Genomic DNA, 22,567 nt, shown 5'->3' with positions numbered 1-22,567 from the left:
TAAACCTGGTGCGTCCGAGTATACCCGATAGCTGCACTTTTAAGAGAGACTTACAATTAGATTAAGTAAAAATCCGATCACCAGTCTGCATAAGGCACCAGCGGTTCCGGTGGTAAGTCCATATCACCCTGCCAGCCCGCGGCAGAATACCGAACGTAGAGCAGCGCATGGCTCGGGGTATAGTCTTTTGCTTCCTGAATATCGACGCCCAGACCGACAAACCAGTTGGACGTCACGCGGCGTTCAACAATCGCCCTTGCGGTATAACCCGTGCCTGACGAGCTACTTCCGGTTTCCATCACACCTTTATCGGTATAACGGCCTGGCTCATTGTCCGGGATCAGCCCCTGTAACGGATAACGCATCACATCTTTTGTTTTTGAATGAGACCAGGAGACGGAGCCGCCCAGCTCCCATGACCAGTTCTCTGTGCGTTTACGCCAGTTCACCGGTAAGGCGAACGACACATACTCCTGGGGACTGTAGTAACCGCCCTGGCCCAGCGAATAGCCACTTAAATCCTTATCGTAATGCCAGAGCATGTTGGACACGCCCACCGTCAGGCGTTCGTTGTTCTGATTGATGAGCTTGTAGTAATAGCCGGTCATCCAGCGGACGCGCCAGTTATCTTCGACATTCTTCCCGGTGAGGCTGTCGGCACTCAGGCTTGACCAGATACCGTTAGCTTCGCCTTTGTCGTAGCTCATGCTCACGCCGCCACCGGTGGCACGCACGCCGCCCCAGGTGGTGTCGGTATTGGGATCTTTTTGCCCGGCGAAGGCCAGCACCGAGCTGGAAATCGGACGGCGATGGGCGTTCAGGGTGTAGCCAATCGGCCCTAAATCGTTGCTGTAGCTCAGGCTGCCCACCACATCGACCACGTCGAAGCCCATCGGCGTTGTACCGATATCCCACGCCCAGGTTTTGTTCTGCCAGCCGACGGCCACGCTGGCGCCGTTGGCCGACTGGTTCGTGCTGCCGTGACATGGCGTTTCGGCACAGGTCCCCCATGTCGGGTCGTAAGTTCCGTTATCGGTGTCAAAGGAACCGGCGTTCATATTGACCAGATCGCTACGGAAGAACATACGTCCATCCGACAGCGGCGCATCAACCTGGAGCATGGTGGTGTGCGCTTTCAGGTCGGAATAGCCTCCCGTGCCGCTGGAGCCCCAGTAGTCGTGTTGCAGCGTGACGTTCAGATCCTGCTGACGATAAAGATCGCCTGCATCGCTACGCACGCCGCGCTTCAGCCAGTCATCTTTCTCATCGTTACGCGTGAGTCGCGTAAAGCTGTCGTTATCGGTCGGACGGGTCGTTGTGATGCCCGATGAGACCATCGCATCTTTCCAGGTGTCCAGCGCCTGCTGAGGCTGACCATTTTGTGCCTGGAAACGGGCGGCATCGCGCATCACCAGCGCACTTTCCATCGAAGGCTGCTGCGATTTGGCCTGCGGAAGAATGGCGTTGAAGGTCTTTTCGGCCGCGGCAGGATCACCCAGTCCGGCCTGCGCCATGGCAAGCCGGCGCTGCATATTGATGGAGAGCGGTTCGCCGTTCTGTGCCGCGGGCAGTTTCGCCAGCGCCGCGCGCGCCGAGTCCTTGTTGCCCTGGGCAAGAGAGACCTCGGTCAGGCCGAGGATCGCGTCTTCGTTCTGCGGTTCGCGTTGCAGAATGGTGTTGTAGGCGGTTTTCGCGGCCTCATGATCGCCCCGCTGTTCAGCCCAGTCCGCCAGCGTCAGGTCGATACGGGTGGACGGAGGCTGCTGGCGAAGCAACGTTTCCGCCTCCTGCTCTTTTCCACTGTCGCGCAGGCGGTTGGCGGTTTCCAGCACCTGGTTACTTTGCAGGCGGTCCGCCAGCGCCTGAATGTTGCCGTTCCACTTGTCGCGCGGCAGCGTGTTCAGATGCGCCAGCGCCGCCCGGTCCTGATCGTTACCGGACAGGTACAGCCCGCTGGCGTAAACCTGATCCGGATCGCCCGGTTTCTGACTTGCCAGCTGACGCATCAGGTTATCCGCCTGGCTGCGCTGACCCGCGCTATACAGATCGCGTGACAGTCGGTAGGTGATCCACACGTCGCCCGGGGAAAGCGCAAGGCGTCGGCGCTGAATTTCTGCGGCCTGCGCATATTTCCCCTCGCTTTCCAGCCGTTCAGCCTGGGCTGACAGCTGCTCGTTCGTCAGGCTACGTTCAATATCATCAATGCTGCGGCGCTGGCTGGCAGAGAGCGACTGAATAAACTGCGTCGCCTTCTCCGGAGACTGCGCGCGATAAATATTGGCGAGACCGCGCACCGCGTTGCTGTTGCCGCTGTCCATCCGCAACGCCTGGCGGTAATAGCGCTCGGCCGCGTCGTTATCTTTGCGCGCCGCCGCCGCATCACCGAGCCCCAGAACCGCGTAGCTGTCAGTATTGTCGATATTGCGCGCCTGCTGGTAATAGCGTTCGGCCTGGGTCGTATTATTGGCTTTCAGGGCGTTATCCCCCTGCTGGATCAGCAGCCAGTATCGGTTGACCTTCAGCAGGCTGTCCCATTTGCCCCGGTTATCGCTCTGCGGATCGAGGGCGATCGCCTTTTCAAACTGCGCAACCGCACGCGCGCGATCGCCTTTCTGAGAATAGGCCTGCCCCAGCGCGCCTACAGCTTCACTGTCAGCGTGGTTGGCGCTGACTGCTTTTTGCAACTCCGTTACCGCTTTACTGCCCTGCCCGGCATCCACTGCGGCTAACCCTTCGGCTTTGGCGCGGAACGCCGGATCGGCGAGCTGTTTTTGCTGTGCTTCAAGCTGGGTGCGCGCCGCCGTCACGTTATCGCCATCGCTGAATACGCTCAGGTATTGTTGCAGCGCGGTGACGCTGGCGCTGCTGACCGGCTGATCTTTGATCTGCTGGTACCACATGTCCGACGCCTGACTGCGGCCATTATTCGATTTGGCCATCTCCTGCAACACCGCGAACCCTTCATCACGCCGTCCGCTCTGGAACAGAAGCTGTGCCAGCGAGGACTGTAGCGGGACGTTGCCCGGACTGCTGGCGTTTATTTTCTTAAGCTGATTAATGGCCAGGTTGCGGCGGGCTGGCTCTTTCGCCACCACGTTCCAGTACTCCGTCGCGATGTCGCCGCTGGGCGGCTTACCGTCAAACAGTTTGTCATACGCAGCAATGGCTTCCTGCGTGTGCCCGGTGGTGGCAAGCAGGCGAGCCTGCTGGAGGGCCTGGCGACCATCCGGCGTGGAGAGCAGCATGGTAGTACGGGAGGACTGGTAGGCACTGGAATCGGGTGCCATTCCTTTCAGGCGATCCAGCTCTTTTTGCGCGCCCGCCGTATCGCCCTGTCGTAACAGGTAGCGGAAGCGCGCGGCAATCACGTCCGGGTTGTTGGGGTCGATCAGCTCAAGGCGATAGAGCGACTGGCGCACTAAATCCTCACGCTGGGTGGATTCCCCCAGACGGACCTGTTCCAGCAGCTGTCTCTGCTGCGGGGAGTTGGCGGCCTGGGCCAGGGGCATTAGCGCCAGGCCAAGCGATAAGGTGAGTAGATTCAGTGTGAACGTGCGCATTCCTGGCCCCAATCCGGTAGTAATTCACCTTGCACGGTGAAACGAAAACGATGCTGATCCCACCCTTGTCCAAAGAGGGTCAGAACGTAGCTGTAATAAGCATTGTTATCGGGAAAACGATCGGCGACGTGCTGGCGTTGCACCGCCTGCGCGTCCCGGTTTTGTAAAAACGGAAGGAGAGAGGCAGAAAACCCTACCGGCCCATCTCCGGTGCGTTTCCCGGTTGCTACATCCACTTTCTCCGGCGGCAAGCCTTGTTTGATCGTGGTGGTCGCCATGGGCTTGAAACGCGCCAGTAGCCGGGCTTTCTGCGGATCGTTATCGTTCATCATCCCTACCCACAGATAGACGCGAATCGCATCGTAGCTGCCGATCAGGGATGCATCCTGCGACAGCTGCCAGCCGCCCTTTTTCTGGTATTTCACCCAGTTCGGGGAAAATCCTTTAGGCGCGGTCTCCAGCAGCAGACGCAGGTTAGTTTCACGGAGCGTCGTCCACGGCGCGCCAAAACGGGTGAAATAGCTCGCAAGCTGCGGCGGCAGGTAGCTGGGGTTGAAGCGCCAGACACTCTCTTCGGCAAAACCGACTTTACCCGGCAGCAGCATAGAACCCAGCCCCGGCACCTTCACCACTTCCTCACTGGCAATGCGCGTCAACAGCGCCTTACCCGTGCGCGTGTAATCGGGATTTTTCCACAGCCGCCCGGCTTCCAGCAGCGACCAGGCAATCCAGATATCGGCATCAGACGCGGAGTTAGGGTCGATAACCGCCCAGGTTTCGTCGTCCTTTTTTCCCCACAGCCAGGCCGGGAGATGTTGGGCTAAATCTCCCTCGGCAAGGTTATCGCGCGTCCATGCCAGCAGCAGATCGAACGCCTTGCGATCGTTTGCCGCGAGGGCAAAGAACAGCCCGTAGCTTTGCCCTTCGGAGGTGGTGATTTTGCGCGCGTCACTGGGATCAATGACCCGCCCACTTTCGCTCATATAATCCTGCTTGAACGTCTCCCAGGCAGGCCAGCGACAGGCGGCGTGAAGATTCGCCGCCGTCAGCATCAACGCTGCGACTACACACCCGCGAAAGATTTTCATCACCGCTTACTCATGGTCCGGGTTAAGACGACGACGGCTGATGATTCGCAGCAGACGCCACAGTACCCATGCCAGCAATACGACGCTGAGCGCAGCCAGCACGGCCAGCAGCACCGGGTGGTTAGACAGGGCGTACCACAGGCGTTCGAACCACGGCAGATGACCGACGTAGTAGACATCCCCCACGCGCAGGCTGTTTACCCCCGACTCACGGATCACCGAGACGGAACCGAACATTGCTGCCCGTTTACCGCTGTCGTTCATGGCCGTGTTGAGCAGCTCATAGCCGCGTGGGCTGTCCGCCAGCAGGGCGATAACGCTGCGCTGGTCGTTATACGGCGACTGGAAGCCGACAATCGCGGCCATCGGACCCGTTGAACTTACGGTCGTCCTGATATTGGCCTGACGATCGCCGCTGTCCGGCATGATGCTCGGGAACTCGGTCTGACGCAGCGGCGTGTTGACCCATGACTGAGCCGCCTGCACCAGCAGATCGACGCGCTTCTCGTCTTTCAGCTTGTCCGGAATGTTGCCGATGACCATGATATCGGCATCTTTGTTCTGGATCTGACTACCGTCATCCGTCACCGTCACGTTGATAGCCGGCAAGCCGGTTTGCGCCCCAACGGTGCCCATGGTGTCCAGCAGCGTGGCAACCTGACCTTCGTTGGCCGCTTTTGGCATCACGACAATCGATTCAGAGAGATCAGCCATGCGGCTGAACGGGAAGCTGGCGTTAGCAAAGGCACGCAGATCCGGCATCGCGATAAAGTGGTAATACTTCGAGAAGTCGATCGTGGAATCATCGCCAATCACCACGTGGTTTTGCACCGGCTGGAAGGTAATACAGTTTTCTACCGATCCACCCGGCATGGGGTTCATATACTGGAAGTTAAACCGCAGCTGGTTCACCGCACCGAGCTTCAGCGCCGGGATCGACACATCGGTTTTGCCGTCCAGCAGCCCCTGCAATACAGGCAGACGAAGCATCAACCGGTTTGTCTCCTGGCTGCTGGTCAGGCTGAACGATTGCAGGAACTGGTTGTTGAGGCTGATATCCATGCGCGAGCTATCTTTGGTTGCCGGCGCGGTGTAACGGTAGTTCAGGTTGATATCAATGCCGTTGGTGCGCAGCAGATAGAGATCCGGCGGCAGGTTCAGCGACAGGCTGACAGGAGAAGGTTCAAGCCCGGTTGACTGCAATTGCTCTTCATAGGTTTTCAGCTCGCCAAAGGTGATTGCCCGGTCGGTACGTACCCAGTTCGGCGCATCATAAGGCTTACGCGCCAGCAGCGGTTTCACCTCATCCACCACAACGCTGTTACCGCGGAACAGGATATTTCCCTGCGCAATGCCCTTCGCCGCCTGCACCAGATCTTTGTCATCACGGCCGAAGATCACCAGCAGCTTCACGTACGGATTGTCCGGATGGCTGATCATCTCGATGGTGGGTGCTTTCACCTCCGGATGGTCACGCAGGAATGCCGGGCGTTTGGCGTTGGTGGCAAACACAATCGCGTTTTTGTCCGGCATTTTGTCGTACATGACCGGGAAACTTTGACCACGCCAGCCGGAGCGGGAACCAAACCAGGATGCCACGATAGAGGCCGCCAGCTGTTCGGTCACATCCGGCGAGCCGGCAAAGACCATCGGCAGGTTCAGCGGACGGTTATCACGCGGGTCGAAGAACGGCACCGGGAAGGCGGAGAGATCGTTTTTCAACGCCAGCGGCTGATAGGTCATCTGAAGCGAAGAGTTACGCCCGACATCCAGCCACAGGGTGCTGCTGGCCGGGTTTTCACAGACATCGCGGTAGTGGCCGACAAACTCCAGACGCACGCGGTTAAAGTCGGTGATAAACAGCGGGTTAATCGGCACCTGAGCCAGGGTTTTCTTACCCAGTTGCTCTTTGGTGACGGGCAGGACGTCCATTAGCTCGTCATTCAGATAGACCTTAAGCTGGGACTGCACCGGCAGCAGCGACGGCGATGGGGTGTATTCCAGGTTGAGCACCGCTTTCGACACGACTTCATCACTGCGCATACCGAATTCGATACCGCCATTTGGGTTGATGCCGCGCAGAACCATACTGCCCGGAGGAGGCGCGATCTGGGCAAACGTCAGCTTAACGTCACGCGACGGCGTATTTTCGGCAACCACCGGCGCACTGGCTCCCGGCACGCCAGGCATGACCTGCCCAACCACCGGGTTGTCGCCGGGCAGCGTATTCCCCGTCGTCGGCTGATTCGGGACAACGTTCTCCGTCTGCCCCGGCGCGGCCGTCACAACCGGATCGGTCGCTTGCGCGACGACAGGCACCGTTGGCGCGGGCGTGGTCGCTGCGTTATCAGGCGCCGCGTTAGCCACTGTTGCAGGGAGCGCACTCATCCCCATTGCCACTGCACATAACCAGGAAAGTTTTGTTTTCATCGCGTTATCATCATTGTTGAGCCATAACCGGGTCCGCCTGCTTCGCTTCATCTCGCTCAGGTCGACGCGGAATGAACGACACGACCCAGGAAACCAGTGAAGTAAGTGACCGGAAAATTAATTTCACCGACGACGGGGCAAATTCTGCAAGGTGACGATAGCCACGGAACCCCAGCTTAAGAATATCCAGCAGGCTTTCCAGAGGCTTATCCTCAGGGAAGCTGTCCTGCCAGAGAGCCCACGTATCCGCGCGGGCAAACGTACACTGCACAAAATAAATGTGTTGTTTTTTGGTCAGCGGCATCAGTTGCAGACCCACTTCATTTCCTCTCACACGCACCACCTGCGTCGGGAAGACATACTCCTGCTGGCCGCGCTTAAGCAGTAGGTTGACCTTCTGCCCCTCCAGCACCTTCGCCTGACCGTTGATCTTGATACCCAGACCGCCATCCGAAAAGTCATGTACGGTACAGGAGAAGAGATGTCCATCGTCGCGGGCAATGGCCGCTGGCATGCTGATTTCGACGCGATGCGCGCGGCGAACCTGCTTGCTCTCCACCGATACCGCCACCGCGCCACCGAGGATAATCAGGTTATAAAACACCCACGCCATACTCACGAAGACCGTCAGAATTTCGTTTTCCGGGCCGTAGAAGTAGCGCCAGATCCCAACAATCACGCCCACAATATTCAGCAGCACCAGGAAGATATAGGGCCGGGAGATCACCCAGTCGACATACTCCTCTTCCACCAGCCCGCCCTTCGCGGTGACGTTGAATTTCCCTTTATGCGGGTTAATCAGCGCCACCATGGTTGGCGGCGCGATGTACCAGGCCAGCACCGTTTCGTAAATTTCACTCCAGAAGGAGTGCCGATATTTCCCCTGAATCTTCGAGTTCGTCAGGCTGGCGTGGATCATGTGCGGCAGAACGAACAGGGCAATCATCAGCGCAGGCGCATAGATGATGTAAGCGTGAAGGAGCAGGAACGCCAGCGGCGCTGTGAGAAAGATAAGCCGTGGAATACCCGACAGGAAGTGGAACATGGCGTTGACGTAGCACAGCCGTTGCGCCAGCTTCAGCCCTTTACCCATCAGCGGGTTATCGAGCCTGAAAATTTGCACCATGCCGCGGGCCCAGCGAATACGCTGGCCGATGTGCGCCGACAGGGATTCCGTGGCCAACCCCGCCGCCTGAGGAATACGCATGTAGGCCGAGGTATAGCCAAGACGGTGCAGACGCAGCGAGGTGTGCGCATCTTCCGTGACCGTCTCGACGGCGATCCCGCCAATTTCATCCAGCGGTTTCCGGCGGATCACCGCACAGGAGCCGCAGAAGAACGTGGCGTCCCACATGTCGTTCCCGTCCTGCACCAGGCCATAGAACAGCGTGCCCTCGTTCGGGGTTTTACGAAAACGACCGAGGTTACGTTCAAACGGGTCCGGTGAGAAGAAGTGGTGCGGCGTCTGCATCATCGCAAGCTCTTTCTCCTTCAGGAACCAGCCCATGGTCATTTGCAGGAACGAGCGCGTTGGCACGTGGTCGCAGTCGAAAATAGAGACGAATTCCCCTTTGGCATATTTCAGCGCATTGTTGATGTTACCGGCTTTCGCGTGTTCATGCGTGGTACGGGCGATGTACTCTACCCCCACTTCGTCCGCGAACTGGCGGAACTCGGCGCGGCCACCGTCATCGAGGATCCAGATTTTGATTTTATCCTTCGGCCAGTCGATACCCAGCGCGGCGTAAATGGTGTTTTTTACCACCGACAGGTCTTCGTTGTAGGTCGGCACGAAGAGGTCCACCGTAGGCCACTGGGTCGTGTCTTTTGGCAGCGGCACCGGCTGTCGATTCAGCGGCCAGATAACCTGGAAGTAACCCAGCACCAGCACGATCCAGGCGTAAGTCTCAGCAAACAGCAGCACTAAGCCGCACACCAGGCTGACCGGATCGTCCCAGTTCAGCGTTGAGGTATATCGCCACCAGATGTAGCGGCAGGAAACGGTCAGCGATAGCACAATCAGCATCAGGGCAGAAAAACGCCCTGGTATGCGCCGCACCAGCAGCGCCACGCCCCACAGCAGGATCAGGAAGGTGAACTGCGCCAGCGGGTTGAAAGGCTGGGTAATACAGACCAGCGCAAGAATCAGCGAGAACACCACAACCACGCCGAGAATAAAACGCCGCAAGCCCGGGTGTAGGTGCCCGAGCTCTTTTTGGTTATCTAAATGACCCGTTTTGTCGCCCACCCGGTCGGGTAGCCGGTCAAGCCACTGGTGGTAGTGTTCACGCAGGTTCTGCACACGATCGAAGCTGCGCCAGCGGGACGTTTTTTTCTCCGCGCCCGTTGAGGTCGTCAGTAGCCAGATGGACTGAATAGCGTAGCGCGCGGGATCCAGCGGACGCGGCTTGTCAGGGTTGATATGCGGATAGAGTTCACCGTGGCGCGCGCGAATGCGTTGCCAGCGGGGATGCTCGAGGGGGATGAACATCCACGCCAGAATCATCCACAAACAGCCCAGCGCTGCGCTCAGCGACGAGGCGCCGTGATGACGGTAATGGCGGTAGCGTTCACTTAAGCGCGAACTGACCGGCGGAATGAGCAGCCAGTTAGTCAGGCGGCTCATACTGAACTCCCGGCAGGCTCCGGCCGTTTAGCAAAGTGCAGCAGACACCAGTTGGCCAGCGTCAGGATCTCTTCCGCCGCCAGTGAATCGCTACGGTACTCCCCGAGGGGTTGTTTGGACGCGAGGCACTCCGCCATCGCTTCGTCACGATGGATCACCATCGGCAACAGGCGGCGCTGACTCTGGAGCCAGACCTGGTAGAGATCGTCCTGGATCTGGCTGCCAATGCGCAGATCGTTGATCAGAATATGGGCATTGGCAGGCATCGGCTGCTGATGCAGACGGATATGACAATTCGCATCTACGTTCGCGATGGAGAGCACATGGTCGCACTGCGCCAGCAGCTGGCGGGTCAACGACGCGGCACCGTGCGGCAGGTCCAGCAGGATCCACTGGTAGTGCCCGCTCTCTTTCAGGCTCTGCAATGCGGTGATGAAGCGAGAGAACAGGCGCTGGTACGCGGCTTCATTCCCGCGCTCGGTTTCGGTCAATTGACCAAAGGGAAGCAAATCGAGCTGGGAGGTATAACGCAAACCCGCATCCCGCCAGTCTTTATCGTCCAGAAGCGCACGTCCCCAGCCGTTTGCATGCGTAAAGTCGACATTGAATGACATGCGCAGCAAATTATCGGAACAGGCATCAATGACCAGTACCGATTCACCTAATACCTGCAATGACCACGCCAGCGCCGCGGTAACGGAAGTTGTACCCACCCCACCACGGACGCCCTGTAATCCTAGTACAGCCATCAATGGCTTCCTTATTGTTGTTGGGCAAACTCAGCTAATAACGGCCAACGTTTAATAGCCGCCGCCAACTGTTCCCGCTGGGAAATATCGGTGTAATCTATTTCAGGCAAAGAAAAAGCCTGCGTGAGTGCCAAAAAATCGTTCTGGAATGTGTAACCCAGACTTGAGTCGACTGGGGTTGCGGGTTCGTTATTTTGCATTCTTTTTTCATCCCTTTGAGTAAAATCATAAGATTCAGATGCAGCGAGGCGTCCTGCCCACTAAATTTCATTTACATGCTAAATCTGATGTTCTTTAATTTCAATGTTAGGTTTATTTCTACGCTTTCGCTAGTAAACTGAGAGACATAGAAATTCGACGAAAAGAGGGACACCGTGGACTCCATATTTTCTATTGGCATCCAGTCATTATGGGACGAATTGCGCCACATGCCAGTCGGAGGAGTCTGGTGGGTTAATACGGATCGTAATGAAGATGCCATCAGTCTGGTAAACCAGACGATAGCGGCGCAGGGGAAGGATTCCCGCGTGGCCATAATTACGATGGGCGAAGAGCCGAAGTCAATCATCAGGCTCGACAGTGACCGTGGACCCCAGACAGTACGATTATTTTCCATGCCTGCGGAGGCTGACAGTCTATACTTTTTACCCCGCGATATTCAGTGTTCTATTGTTCCTGAACACTATTTACTGATTCTAAAATGCTCTAATAACGGCCTGCAAAATATCCCCTCTGAAAAACTGCTGAAATGGCTGGAAAGAATCAACAGATGGGCAAAAAATCAAAATTGCACCTTATTGGTTGTTAACCCAGGCAGTAATAATGACAAGCTTTTTTCACTTTTAATGAGTGAATACCGTTCTCTCTATGGCCTGGCCAGTATTCGTGTCCAGACCGACAGCCATCTTTACGACGTGGCTTTCTGGTGCAATGAAAAAGGGGTGAGCTCCCGACAACAACTTACCCTCAAACATGTCGGGGATGAGTGGCATCTTGCTCAACAGGAAGAGACGGTAGTTCAGCCACGCAGTGATGAAAAACGCGTTCTGAGTCATATTGCGGTACTGGAAGGTGCGCCTGCACTGTCTGAGCACTGGTCACTGTTCGATACCAATGAAGCCTTATTTGATGAGGCGCGCACCACGCAGGCGGCGACCATTATTTTCTCGTTGATCCAGAATAACCAAATCGAAACGCTGGCAAGGCACATTCACACATTACGTCGCCAGCGCGGCAGCGCGTTAAAAATTGTGGTGCGTGAAAATAATACCAGCCTGCGCGCCACCGATGAGCGCTTATTACTGGGCTGCGGCGCGAATATGGTCATCCCGTGGAATGCTCCCCTGTCGCGCTGTCTGACGCTGATCGAAAGCATCCAGGGCCAGCAGTTTAATCGACATGTTCCGGAAGATATCAGCACCCTGCTTTCAATGACGCAGCCGATGAAACTGCGCGGCTACCAGAAATGGGACACCTTCTGCGATGCGGTGGGCAACATGATGAGCAATACGCTGTTACCGGCAGACGGAAAAGGGGTGATGGTTGCCCTGCGCCCCGTGCCGGGTATTCGCGTTGAGCAGGCGCTTACTCTGTGCCGCCCTAACCGTATCGGGGATATCATGACCATTGGCGATAACCGCCTGGTGCTGTTCCTCTCCTTCTGCCGGGTGAACGATCTGGATACGGCGCTTAACCATATCTTCCCGCTTCCTACCGGGGATATCTTCTCGAACCGCATGGTCTGGTTTGAAGATAATTTGATCAGCGCTGAGCTTGTCCAGATGCGTGCCCTGGCTCCTGAAAAGTGGGCGAAACCGTTGCCTGTGACAAGCGGTGCCAAACCGGTTCTGAACGCGAAACATGACGGGCATGTCTGGCGTCGGGTACCTGAGCCGCTACGCTTACTGGATGAGAACAAGGAGAGCGCGCCATTATGAATATCAGCGATATCATCCAACTGGTTGTTCTGTGCGCGCTGATTTTTTTGCCGCTTGGCTACTATGCACGCCATTCCCTGCGCCGTATTCGCGATACGGTCAGATTACTGTTCGTCAAACCTCGCTATATTAAACCCGCCGGAACACTGAGTCGCGCTCCGAACGTCAAGGCAAACCGAAAACATGACTAATTCTACCTATACCTCTTCGGCGCCATCGCCACTCTGGCAATACTGGCGCGGCCTGTCCGGCTGGAATTTCTACTTTCTGGTGAAGTTTGGTCTGCTGTGGGCAGGCTATCTTAATTTCCACCCTCTGCTTAACCTGGTGTTTATGGCATTCCTGCTGATGCCAATCCCGAACCTCAGGCTGCACCGTATACGTCACTGGGTCGCTATTCCCATCGGTTTCGCCCTGTTCTGGCATGATACCTGGCTGCCCGGCCCTGAAAGCATCATGAGCCAGGGCTCCCAGGTCGCAGGTTTCAGTGCGGACTATATGCTCGATCTGGTTGAGCGCTTTATTAACTGGCAGATGATTGGCGCGGTATTTGTCCTGCTGGTCGCCTGGCTGTTCCTGTCTCAGTGGATCCGGGTGACGTTGTTTGTCGTCGCGATTATGATCTGGCTTAACGTCCTGACGCTGACGGGCCCGAGCTTCTCGCTGTGGCCAGCCGGTCAGCCGACGACAACCGTGACCACCACGGGCGGTTCCGCCGCCGCGACCGTCGCGACAGCAGGGGATACGCCTGTGGTTGGGGATATTCCAGCGCAGACTGCACCGCCGACATCCACGAACCTGAACGCGTGGCTCTCCAGTTTTTACGCTGCGGAAGATAAGCGTCAGACGAAATTCCCGGACGCGCTGCCTGCCGATGCTCAGCCGTTTGAACTGCTGGTCATTAACATCTGTTCTCTGTCCTGGGCTGACGTTGACGCGGCTGGTTTGATGTCGCACCCACTGTGGTCGCATTTCGATATTCAGTTCAAGGACTTCAACTCGGCCACGTCGTACAGCGGCCCGGCGGCTATCCGCCTGCTGCGCGCCAGCTGCGGACAGCCTTCGCATAAGAACCTCTACCAGCCGGCAGCTAACCAATGTTATCTGTTTGATAACCTGGCAAAACTGGGCTTTACCCAGCACCTGATGATGGGTCATAACGGTCAGTTCGGTAACTTCCTGAAAGAAGTACGTGAACAGGGTGGCATGCAGGCCCCGCTGATGGACCAGAAAGGGCTGCCGGTAACGTTGCTGGGCTTTGATGGCTCGCCGGTGTATGACGATACCGCCGTGCTTCAGCGCTGGTTAGATACCGTCGGCAAAGAGGAAGGGACACGTAGTGCGACGTTCTATAACACGCTGCCGCTGCACGACGGGAACCATTATCCCGGCGTGAGTAAAACGGCCGATTATAAGGCCCGTGCGCAGAAGTTCTTTGACGAGCTGAACGCGTTCTTCAACGAGCTGGAAAAATCAGGCCGCAAAGTGATGGTGGTGGTAGTACCGGAACATGGGGGAGCGTTGAAAGGCGACAGGATGCAGGTGTCTGGTCTGCGCGATATCCCAAGCCCGTCCATCACTAACGTTCCGGCCGGGATTAAGTTCTTTGGCATGAAGGCGCCGCATCAGGGAGCGCCAGTTGAGATCACCCAGCCAAGCAGCTATCTGGCTATCTCGGAACTGGTCGCTCGCGCAGTAGACGGTAAGCTGTTTGTGGAAGATAGCGTGAACTGGGATCAGCTCACCAGCGGGCTGCCGCAGACGGCGGAGGTATCGGAAAACGCCAATGCGGTGGTGATCCAGTATCAGAATAAGCCTTATGTCCGACTGAATGCCGGGGATTGGGTGCCGTATCCGCAGTGATGAGCTGCTACACCCTCTCCCCTGTGGGGAGAGGGTTACTCTGCACTTCGTAACGAAATTTCACCGCCCACCCAGGGCTTAATCACACCATCCTGTTCAAGAAGCAACGCACCCTGCGCGTCAATGCCGCGTGATGTGCCGTAAATCTCTTTATCCCCAATCAGCAGCTTCACCGGTCGGTTAATAAAGTTATCCAGCTTTTCCCAGCGGGACAGGAATGGCGCTAACCCCTCCTGTTCAAAGAGCGTCAGCGAACTACGCAACTCATTGATCATGCGGACGGCAAGCGTATTGCGATCGATGGTGATCCCCGCTTCCTGTAGGTTGGTCCAGGCCTGGTTCACGACATCGTTCTGCACGTTTCGCATCACCATGTTCAGCCCCGCTCCAATAACGATCTGTGCGGCATCGCCTGTTTTTCCCGTCAGTTCGACCAGGATCCCCGCCAGCTTCCGATCGTTGAGATACAGATCGTTGGGCCATTTTACCCGCACCTGATCGGCACCCAGATCGTGCAGCACCTCTGCCATCACAATGCCGATGACCAGGCTCAGCCCGATGGCCGCAGCTGGCCCCTGTTCAAGCCGCCAGTACATGGACAGGTAGAGGTTGGCGCCAAATGGTGAGAACCACTTACGCCCCCGGCGGCCACGTCCTGCCTGTTGGTACTCGGCAACGCAGGCATCACCGGATTTCAGCTCGCTCAGGCGATCCAGCAGATACTGGTTCGTCGAATCAATGACCGGCAATACCGCGACGTTACCGTGCCCAATCTGGCTGCGGATGATCTCTTCATTCAGTAACTGGATCGGTTCCGGCAGGCTGTAGCCTTTTCCCGGCACCGTAAACACATCCACGCCCCAGTCGCGGAGCGTTTGAATATGTTTATTGATGGCAGCGCGGCTCATGCCCAGCTGTTCGCCCAGCTGCTCGCCAGAATGAAACTCGCCATCAGCAAGGATACCGATGAGAGTTAACGGAATAGTATTGTCCTTCACGCAATGGTCTCCACGGCATTCACTTCGCCCGTTCGGCCAATAAAGCGAACTTCAGGCTCCAGCCAGACGTTGAATTTTTCGCCCACGCGCTGACGAACATGGTGCGCCAGGTTGACGACATCCTCACTTGTCGCGTTGGACTGGTTGATCAGTACCAGCGCCTGCTGACGATGAACAGCAGCGCCACCAAGAGTAGTACCTTTTAATTCACACTGATCGATAAGCCAGCCTGCGGCCAGCTTCACGCTGCCATCCGCCTGAGGATAATGCGGGGCCGTTGGCCAGCCAGCGAGAAATGCTTTTGCATTTTCGCTGCTGATCACCGGGTTTTTGAAGAAACTGCCCGCATTTCCGTTGACTTTCGGGTCCGGGAGCTTGGTCATGCGCATGTGGCATACGGAATCAAATACCTCACGCGGTGTGACGGTAGCCGGGTCAAGACGGGTCAGATCGCCGTAAGTCAGAACGGGTTTCCAGGCTTTCGCCAGGCGCAGACCAACGGCCACAATGACGAAACGATCCTGATAATCGTGCTTGAAAATGCTGTCGCGATAACCAAAGCGGCACTGCTCTGCGGTCAGGCGCTTCGCCGTTCCGGTCGCGAGTTCGATGCAATCGACATATTCGCAGACGTGTTTCAGTTCGATGCCGTAGGCACCGATGTTTTGAATAGGAGATGATCCTGCACAGCCCGGGATCAGGGCCAGGTTTTCCAGTCCGGGCATCCCTTTTTCAAGGGTATATTGCACCAGATGGTGCCAGTTCTCGCCAGCACCCACGTGTAAATGCCAGCTTTCAGCGCTCTCTTTACACTCAATCCCCATGATGCGATTGACGATTACCGTCCCCGCAAAATCATCGAGAAACAGGACATTACTTCCTTCGCCCAGAATAAGTACGGGTTCACCGTTTCCTGTTGCGTTTTGCCATGCATTCAGCAACTGCTGAGCACTTTCGGCACGTACAATTTGATTAGCATTCCGTTGAATACCAAAGGTATTCCAGGGCTTAAGGGAGTGATTCATAGACGCTATCCTGATGCAAAAACCGGGATAGTTTACCGTATATATGGGGGGATAGGTGATTTGTTTATGGAAAGGAAGCAGGTGTAGAAACGCAAAAAGGCCATCCTTGCGGATGGCCTCTTCACTTGTTTGATGCCTGGCAGTTCCCTACTCTCACATGGGGAGACCCCACACTACCATCGGCGCTACGGCGTTTCACTTCTGAGTTCGGCATGGAGTCAGGTGGGACCACCGCGCTAAAGCCGCCAGGCAAATTCTTGTGCTCTGTCCTGTGTCTTTCGCACTGATACTGCGTTGGCTGCTCTCGTAAAGTCAGTCACATACCTCAGTATGCTCCTTCCTTTCCTTCGTTTGCCGCCTTGTCTCAGCGCAAAATCCTTCGGACTCTGAATCTAAGCTGAAAATTTCGTCTCTTCGCCAAAACATCTTCGGCGTTGTAAGGTTAAGCCTCACGGTTCATTAGTATCGGTTAGCTCAACGCATCGCTGCGCTTACACACCCGACCTATCAACGTCGTCGTCTTCAACGTTCCTTCAGGAGACTTAAAGTCTCAGGGAGAACTCATCTCGGGGCAAGTTTCGTGCTTAGATGCTTTCAGCACTTATCTCTTCCGCATTTAGCTACCGGGCAGTGCCATTGGCATGACAACCCGAACACCAGTGATGCGTCCACTCCGGTCCTCTCGTACTAGGAGCAGCCCCCCTCAATTCTCCAGCGCCCACGGCAGATAGGGACCGAACTGTCTCACGACGTTCTAAACCCAGCTCGCGTACCACTTTAAATGGCGAACAGCCATACCCTTGGGACCTACTTCAGCCCCAGGATGTGATGAGCCGACATCGAGGTGCCAAACACCGCCGTCGATATGAACTCTTGGGCGGTATCAGCCTGTTATCCCCGGAGTACCTTTTATCCGTTGAGCGATGGCCCTTCCATTCAGAACCACCGGATCACTATGACCTGCTTTCGCACCTGCTCGCGCCGTCACGCTCGCAGTCAAGCTGGCTTATGCCATTGCACTAACCTCCTGATGTCCGACCAGGATTAGCCAACCTTCGTGCTCCTCCGTTACTCTTTGGGAGGAGACCGCCCCAGTCAAACTACCCACCAGACACTGTCCGCAACCCGGATCACGGGTCTACGTTAGAACACCAGCCATTAAAGGGTGGTATTTCAAGGATGGCTCCACGCAGACTGGCGTCCACGCTTCAAAGCCTCCCACCTATCCTACACATCAAGGACCAGTGTTCAGTGTCAAGCTATAGTAAAGGTTCACGGGGTCTTTCCGTCTTGCCGCGGGTACACTGCATCTTCACAGCGAGTTCAATTTCACTGAGTCTCGGGTGGAGACAGCCTGGCCATCATTACGCCATTCGTGCAGGTCGGAACTTACCCGACAAGGAATTTCGCTACCTTAGGACCGTTATAGTTACGGCCGCCGTTTACCGGGGCTTCGATCAAGAGCTTCGCGTTGCCGCTAACCCCATCAATTAACCTTCCGGCACCGGGCAGGCGTCACACCGTATACGTCCACTTTCGTGTTTGCACAGTGCTGTGTTTTTAATAAACAGTTGCAGCCAGCTGGTATCTTCGACTGATTTCAGCTCCGCCCGCAGGGGCTTCACCTACATATCAGCGTGCCTTCTCCCGAAGTTACGGCACCATTTTGCCTAGTTCCTTCACCCGAGTTCTCTCAAGCGCCTTGGTATTCTCTACCTGACCACCTGTGTCGGTTTGGGGTACGATTTCGTGTTACCTGATGCTTAGAGGCTTTTCCTGGAAGCAGGGCATTTATCACTTCAGCACCGTAGTGCCTCGTCATCACACCTCAGCGTTAAAAGGTACCGGATTTACCTGGAACCTCCGCCTACATGCTTAAACCGGGACAACCGTCGCCCGGCTGACATAGCCTTCTCCGTCCCCCCTTCGCAGTAACACCAAGTACAGGAATATTAACCTGTTTCCCATCGACTACGCCTTTCGGCCTCGCCTTAGGGGTCGACTCACCCTGCCCCGATTAACGTTGGACAGGAACCCTTGGTCTTCCGGCGAGCGGGCTTTTCACCCGCTTTATCGTTACTTATGTCAGCATTCGCACTTCTGATACCTCCAGCATGCCTCACAGCACACCTTCAACGGCTTACAGAACGCTCCCCTACCCAACAACACATAGTGTCGCTGCCGCAGCTTCGGTGCATGGTTTAGCCCCGTTACATCTTCCGCGCAGGCCGACTCGACCAGTGAGCTATTACGCTTTCTTTAAATGATGGCTGCTTCTAAGCCAACATCCTGGCTGTCTGTGCCTTCCCACATCGTTTCCCACTTAACCATGACTTTGGGACCTTAGCTGGCGGTCTGGGTTGTTTCCCTCTTCACGACGGACGTTAGCACCCGCCGTGTGTCTCCCGTGATAACATTCTTCGGTATTCGTAGTTTGCATCGGGTTGGTAAGCCGGGATGGCCCCCTAGCCGAAACAGTGCTCTACCCCCGAAGATGAGTTCACGAGGCGCTACCTAAATAGCTTTCGGGGAGAACCAGCTATCTCCCGGTTTGATTGGCCTTTCACCCCCAGCCACAGGTCATCCGCTAATTTTTCAACATTAGTCGGTTCGGTCCTCCAGTTAGTGTTACCCAACCTTCAACCTGCCCATGGCTAGATCACCGGGTTTCGGGTCTATACCCTGCAACTTAACGCCCAGTTAAGACTCGGTTTCCCTTCGGCTCCCCTATACGGTTAACCTTGCTACAGAATATAAGTCGCTGACCCATTATACAAAAGGTACGCAGTCACACCCGAAGGTGCTCCCACTGCTTGTACGTACACGGTTTCAGGTTCTTTTTCACTCCCCTCGCCGGGGTTCTTTTCGCCTTTCCCTCACGGTACTGGTTCACTATCGGTCAGTCAGGAGTATTTAGCCTTGGAGGATGGTCCCCCCATATTCAGACAGGATACCACGTGTCCCGCCCTACTCTTCGAGTTCACAGCAAGTGCATTTTCGTGTACGGGACTATCACCCTGTACCGTCGGACTTTCCAGACCGTTCCACTAACACACAAGCTGATTCAGACTCCGGGCTGCTCCCCGTTCGCTCGCCGCTACTGGGGGAATCTCGGTTGATTTCTTTTCCTCGGGGTACTTAGATGTTTCAGTTCCCCCGGTTCGCCTCGTTAACCTATGTATTCAGTTAACGATAGTGTGTCGGAACACACTGGGTTTCCCCATTCGGACATCGCCGGGTCAAGGGTTCATATCACCTCGCCGGCGCTTTTCGCAGATTAGCACGTCCTTCATCGCCTCTGACTGCCAGGGCATCCACCGTGTACGCTTAGTCGCTTAACCTCACAACCCGAAGATGTTTCACTTCATGGTTGCGAAAATTTGAGAGACTCGAACACACATGAGCTGTGTGTCGTTTCAATTTTCAGCTTGATCCAGATTTTTAAAGAGCAAAACTTCGCAGTGCACCTTTTCAGGTTCACTCTGAAGTTTTCTTGTGTTCGCAGTAAAAGATGGTGGAGCTATGCGGGATCGAACCGCAGACCTCCTGCGTGCAAGGCAGGCGCTCTCCCAGCTGAGCTATAGCCCCATCGTAGTCACCTCTGTACCGGTAATTTTTGTTGAAGCAAGGCGTGGTGACACGAAGCATACTCAGGTATGTGAGTGTCGCCGCAACGCAGCATCAGCAAAAATTTGGTAGGCCTGAGTGGACTTGAACCACCGACCTCACCCTTATCAGGGGTGCGCTCTAACCACCTGAGCTACAAGCCTGTAGAGGTTTTTTACTGCTGTTTTTCATCAGACAATCTGTGTGAGCACTGCAAAGGCAGGTTCTTTAAGGTAAGGAGGTGATCCAACCGCAGGTTCCCCTACGGTTACCTTGTTACGACTTCACCCCAGTCATGAATCACAAAGTGGTAAGCGCCCTCCCGAAGGTTAAGCTACCTACTTCTTTTGCAACCCACTCCCATGGTGTGACGGGCGGTGTGTACAAGGCCCGGGAACGTATTCACCGTGGCATTCTGATCCACGATTACTAGCGATTCCGACTTCATGGAGTCGAGTTGCAGACTCCAATCCGGACTACGACGCACTTTATGAGGTCCGCTTGCTCTCGCGAGGTCGCTTCTCTTTGTATGCGCCATTGTAGCACGTGTGTAGCCCTACTCGTAAGGGCCATGATGACTTGACGTCATCCCCACCTTCCTCCAGTTTATCACTGGCAGTCTCCTTTGAGTTCCCGGCCTAACCGCTGGCAACAAAGGATAAGGGTTGCGCTCGTTGCGGGACTTAACCCAACATTTCACAACACGAGCTGACGACAGCCATGCAGCACCTGTCTCAGAGTTCCCGAAGGCACCAAAGCATCTCTGCTAAGTTCTCTGGATGTCAAGAGTAGGTAAGGTTCTTCGCGTTGCATCGAATTAAACCACATGCTCCACCGCTTGTGCGGGCCCCCGTCAATTCATTTGAGTTTTAACCTTGCGGCCGTACTCCCCAGGCGGTCGACTTAACGCGTTAGCTCCGGAAGCCACGCCTCAAGGGCACAACCTCCAAGTCGACATCGTTTACGGCGTGGACTACCAGGGTATCTAATCCTGTTTGCTCCCCACGCTTTCGCACCTGAGCGTCAGTCTTTGTCCAGGGGGCCGCCTTCGCCACCGGTATTCCTCCAGATCTCTACGCATTTCACCGCTACACCTGGAATTCTACCCCCCTCTACAAGACTCTAGCCTGCCAGTTTCGAATGCAGTTCCCAGGTTGAGCCCGGGGATTTCACATCCGACTTGACAGACCGCCTGCGTGCGCTTTACGCCCAGTAATTCCGATTAACGCTTGCACCCTCCGTATTACCGCGGCTGCTGGCACGGAGTTAGCCGGTGCTTCTTCTGCGGGTAACGTCAATCGACAAGGTTATTAACCTTATCGCCTTCCTCCCCGCTGAAAGTACTTTACAACCCGAAGGCCTTCTTCATACACGCGGCATGGCTGCATCAGGCTTGCGCCCATTGTGCAATATTCCCCACTGCTGCCTCCCGTAGGAGTCTGGACCGTGTCTCAGTTCCAGTGTGGCTGGTCATCCTCTCAGACCAGCTAGGGATCGTCGCCTAGGTGAGCCGTTACCCCACCTACTAGCTAATCCCATCTGGGCACATCCGATGGCAAGAGGCCCGAAGGTCCCCCTCTTTGGTCTTGCGACGTTATGCGGTATTAGCTACCGTTTCCAGTAGTTATCCCCCTCCATCAGGCAGTTTCCCAGACATTACTCACCCGTCCGCCACTCGTCAGCAAAGCAGCAAGCTGCTTCCTGTTACCGTTCGACTTGCATGTGTTAGGCCTGCCGCCAGCGTTCAATCTGAGCCATGATCAAACTCTTCAATTTAAAAGTTTGATGCTCAATGAATTAAACTTCGTAATGAATTACGTGTTCACTCGTTGAGACTTGGTATTCATTTTTCGTCCGAGGACGTTAAGAATCCATGTCACTTTGAGTGCCCACACAGATTGTCTGATAAATTGTTAAAGAGCAGTGCCGCTTCGTTTTCGCTGCGGCGCGGGGTGTGCATATTACGCTTTCCCGCTTCAGAGTCAAGCGTTTGTTTTGCTTTTCTCTGCTGACCCGGCGGCTTGCGTGCCGTTGTTCCGTGTCAGTGGAGGCGCATTATAGGGAGTTCTTCTGAAGTGACAAGCACTAAATACAAAAAACTTTTCGTTCGCTCATTTTTCAAACTCAACGCTTATTAAACCCGCGCATCGTCCGTTAAATGCGCAATTTCACGGGCAAAACTGGCGACCTGAGCCCAGTCGGTATAAACCACTTCTTTACGCGTATCCGTTTCCCCGCCCGTCATTTTCATGATCAGGCGGATCATAAAGCGGTCGTACCAGCGGTAACGCGGGTAACGCAGCGCGCCAGCAAAGACAGAACAGATATCGGGCTGCCATGGCGAACTCAGCAAAAACTTGCGCGTATAGCTGTTAGTCTGCGGCGTACGCTTCTCTGCTTTACGGGCAACCAGGTTGACCGAGTAAAACGCGCCAGGCAGCTGAGCGAGTTCCGCCGTATGCTTTTTCACAAAGCGATCCAGCGCCGGATGGAAATGGCCGTAACGAATTGAAGCGCCAATGACCACGCGGTCGTAATCCTGCCAGGCAATCTGTTCAGTGCGATTCAGGTTCACCACATCAGAATAAATGCCCAGCTCTTTGAGTTCAGAAGCCAGATATGAAGCAATCTCACGCGTTTGTCCGTCACGCGTTGAGAAAAGAATTAACGTTTTCACCAATGTCT

General features: G+C 55.6%; 12 protein-coding genes, 2 tRNA genes and 3 rRNA genes. 3 read left to right on the top strand and 14 right to left on the bottom strand.

The genetic code is table 11. The features are described from left to right. Positions 1–77: 77 nt before the first annotated feature. The 6 genes from bcsC to bcsR are packed head-to-tail and all read right to left on the bottom strand — an operon-like array spanning position 78 to position 10,653. On the bottom strand, positions 78–3,560 hold the full coding sequence (gene bcsC / locus CU081_RS05100; protein ID WP_039269129.1) for a cellulose synthase complex outer membrane protein BcsC: 3,483 nt from the start codon (positions 3,558–3,560) through the stop codon (positions 78–80). Then, on the bottom strand, positions 3,542–4,648 hold the full coding sequence (gene bcsZ, locus CU081_RS05095) for a cellulose synthase complex periplasmic endoglucanase BcsZ (protein WP_022652013.1): 1,107 nt from the start codon (positions 4,646–4,648) through the stop codon (positions 3,542–3,544). The genes bcsC and bcsZ overlap by 19 nt, the downstream gene beginning before the upstream one ends. A gap of 6 nt (positions 4,649–4,654) precedes the next feature. Next, entirely contained in the window at positions 4,655–7,078 is a 2,424-nt protein-coding gene (gene bcsB, locus CU081_RS05090; protein ID WP_071787994.1) for a cellulose biosynthesis cyclic di-GMP-binding regulatory protein BcsB, read from the bottom strand. A gap of 10 nt (positions 7,079–7,088) precedes the next feature. Beyond that, complete coding sequence (gene bcsA / locus CU081_RS05085) at positions 7,089–9,704, bottom strand: UDP-forming cellulose synthase catalytic subunit (protein WP_058647306.1); 2,616 nt, start codon at positions 9,702–9,704, stop codon at positions 7,089–7,091. Beyond that, positions 9,701–10,453 carry a cellulose biosynthesis protein BcsQ gene (gene bcsQ, locus CU081_RS05080; RefSeq protein ID WP_003861177.1) on the bottom strand — a complete coding sequence of 251 codons (753 nt, stop codon included), beginning with the start codon at positions 10,451–10,453 and terminating at the stop codon, positions 9,701–9,703. The genes bcsA and bcsQ overlap by 4 nt, the downstream gene beginning before the upstream one ends. Before the next feature lie 11 nt (positions 10,454–10,464). Next, on the bottom strand, positions 10,465–10,653 hold the full coding sequence (gene bcsR / locus CU081_RS05075) for a cellulose biosynthesis protein BcsR (protein WP_003861175.1): 189 nt from the start codon (positions 10,651–10,653) through the stop codon (positions 10,465–10,467). A 174-nt stretch (positions 10,654–10,827) separates the two neighbouring features. Here bcsR and bcsE point away from each other — a divergent pair, with 174 nt between their 5' ends. Genes bcsE through bcsG form a run of 3 tightly spaced genes read left to right on the top strand, consistent with a single transcriptional unit; the run spans position 10,828 to position 14,253 of the window. Further along, positions 10,828–12,390 carry a cellulose biosynthesis c-di-GMP-binding protein BcsE gene (gene bcsE, locus CU081_RS05070; RefSeq protein ID WP_022652017.1) on the top strand — a complete coding sequence of 521 codons (1,563 nt, stop codon included), beginning with the start codon at positions 10,828–10,830 and terminating at the stop codon, positions 12,388–12,390. Next, on the top strand, positions 12,387–12,581 hold the full coding sequence (gene bcsF, locus CU081_RS05065; RefSeq protein WP_003861172.1) for a cellulose biosynthesis protein BcsF: 195 nt from the start codon (positions 12,387–12,389) through the stop codon (positions 12,579–12,581). The genes bcsE and bcsF overlap by 4 nt, the downstream gene beginning before the upstream one ends. Then, positions 12,574–14,253, top strand: coding sequence for a cellulose biosynthesis protein BcsG (bcsG, locus tag CU081_RS05060; RefSeq protein WP_022652018.1), 1,680 nt, complete (start codon positions 12,574–12,576; stop codon positions 14,251–14,253). The genes bcsF and bcsG overlap by 8 nt, the downstream gene beginning before the upstream one ends. 35 nt (positions 14,254–14,288) lie before the next feature. Here bcsG and birA read toward each other — a convergent pair whose 3' ends face one another. The 8 genes from birA to hemG all read right to left on the bottom strand — a co-directional run bounded on the left by birA (position 14,289) and on the right by hemG (position 22,559). Continuing rightward, on the bottom strand, positions 14,289–15,251 hold the full coding sequence (gene birA / locus CU081_RS05055) for a bifunctional biotin--[acetyl-CoA-carboxylase] ligase/biotin operon repressor BirA (protein ID WP_003861169.1): 963 nt from the start codon (positions 15,249–15,251) through the stop codon (positions 14,289–14,291). Then, positions 15,248–16,276 carry a UDP-N-acetylmuramate dehydrogenase gene (gene murB / locus CU081_RS05050; protein ID WP_022652019.1) on the bottom strand — a complete coding sequence of 343 codons (1,029 nt, stop codon included), beginning with the start codon at positions 16,274–16,276 and terminating at the stop codon, positions 15,248–15,250. The genes birA and murB overlap by 4 nt, the downstream gene beginning before the upstream one ends. Positions 16,277–16,410: 134 nt before the next feature. Next, positions 16,411–16,526, bottom strand: a 5S ribosomal RNA gene (gene rrf, locus CU081_RS05045). A 188-nt stretch (positions 16,527–16,714) separates the two neighbouring features. Further along, positions 16,715–19,617 (bottom strand): 23S ribosomal RNA (locus tag CU081_RS05040). A gap of 171 nt (positions 19,618–19,788) precedes the next feature. After that, positions 19,789–19,864 (bottom strand) — tRNA-Ala (locus CU081_RS05035). 105 nt (positions 19,865–19,969) lie between these two features. Then, positions 19,970–20,046, bottom strand: a tRNA-Ile gene (locus tag CU081_RS05030). 70 nt (positions 20,047–20,116) lie between these two features. After that, positions 20,117–21,658 (bottom strand): 16S ribosomal RNA (locus CU081_RS05025). Together the 16S, 23S and 5S rRNA genes with 2 tRNA genes alongside form the textbook arrangement of a ribosomal RNA operon. Before the next feature lie 358 nt (positions 21,659–22,016). Beyond that, positions 22,017–22,559, bottom strand: a complete 543-nt coding sequence (gene hemG / locus CU081_RS05020; protein ID WP_003860122.1) for a menaquinone-dependent protoporphyrinogen IX dehydrogenase — start codon at positions 22,557–22,559, stop codon at positions 22,017–22,019. Positions 22,560–22,567: the final 8 nt, after the last annotated feature.

It is taken from the genome of Enterobacter sp. CRENT-193 (assembly GCF_002787395.1).
In the GTDB taxonomy this organism is placed as follows: Bacteria; Pseudomonadota; Gammaproteobacteria; order Enterobacterales; family Enterobacteriaceae; genus Enterobacter; species Enterobacter hormaechei_C.
This window is presented reverse-complemented; position numbering and strand designations above follow the sequence as displayed.

What these genes read in the sequence shown, in the direction of transcription:
- bcsF (WP_003861172.1), top strand. Translation starts at nt 12,387, where the DNA reads ATGAATATCAGCGATATCATCCAACTGGTTGTTCTGTGCGCGCTGATT.
- bcsC (WP_039269129.1), bottom strand. Translation starts at nt 3,560, where the DNA reads ATGCGCACGTTCACACTGAATCTACTCACCTTATCGCTTGGCCTGGCG.
- bcsQ (WP_003861177.1), bottom strand. Translation starts at nt 10,453, where the DNA reads ATGGCTGTACTAGGATTACAGGGCGTCCGTGGTGGGGTGGGTACAACT.
- murB (WP_022652019.1), bottom strand. Translation starts at nt 16,276, where the DNA reads ATGAATCACTCCCTTAAGCCCTGGAATACCTTTGGTATTCAACGGAAT.
- bcsR (WP_003861175.1), bottom strand. Translation starts at nt 10,653, where the DNA reads ATGCAAAATAACGAACCCGCAACCCCAGTCGACTCAAGTCTGGGTTAC.
- bcsA (WP_058647306.1), bottom strand. Translation starts at nt 9,704, where the DNA reads ATGAGCCGCCTGACTAACTGGCTGCTCATTCCGCCGGTCAGTTCGCGC.
- bcsG (WP_022652018.1), top strand. Translation starts at nt 12,574, where the DNA reads ATGACTAATTCTACCTATACCTCTTCGGCGCCATCGCCACTCTGGCAA.
- bcsB (WP_071787994.1), bottom strand. Translation starts at nt 7,078, where the DNA reads ATGAAAACAAAACTTTCCTGGTTATGTGCAGTGGCAATGGGGATGAGT.
- bcsZ (WP_022652013.1), bottom strand. Translation starts at nt 4,648, where the DNA reads ATGAAAATCTTTCGCGGGTGTGTAGTCGCAGCGTTGATGCTGACGGCG.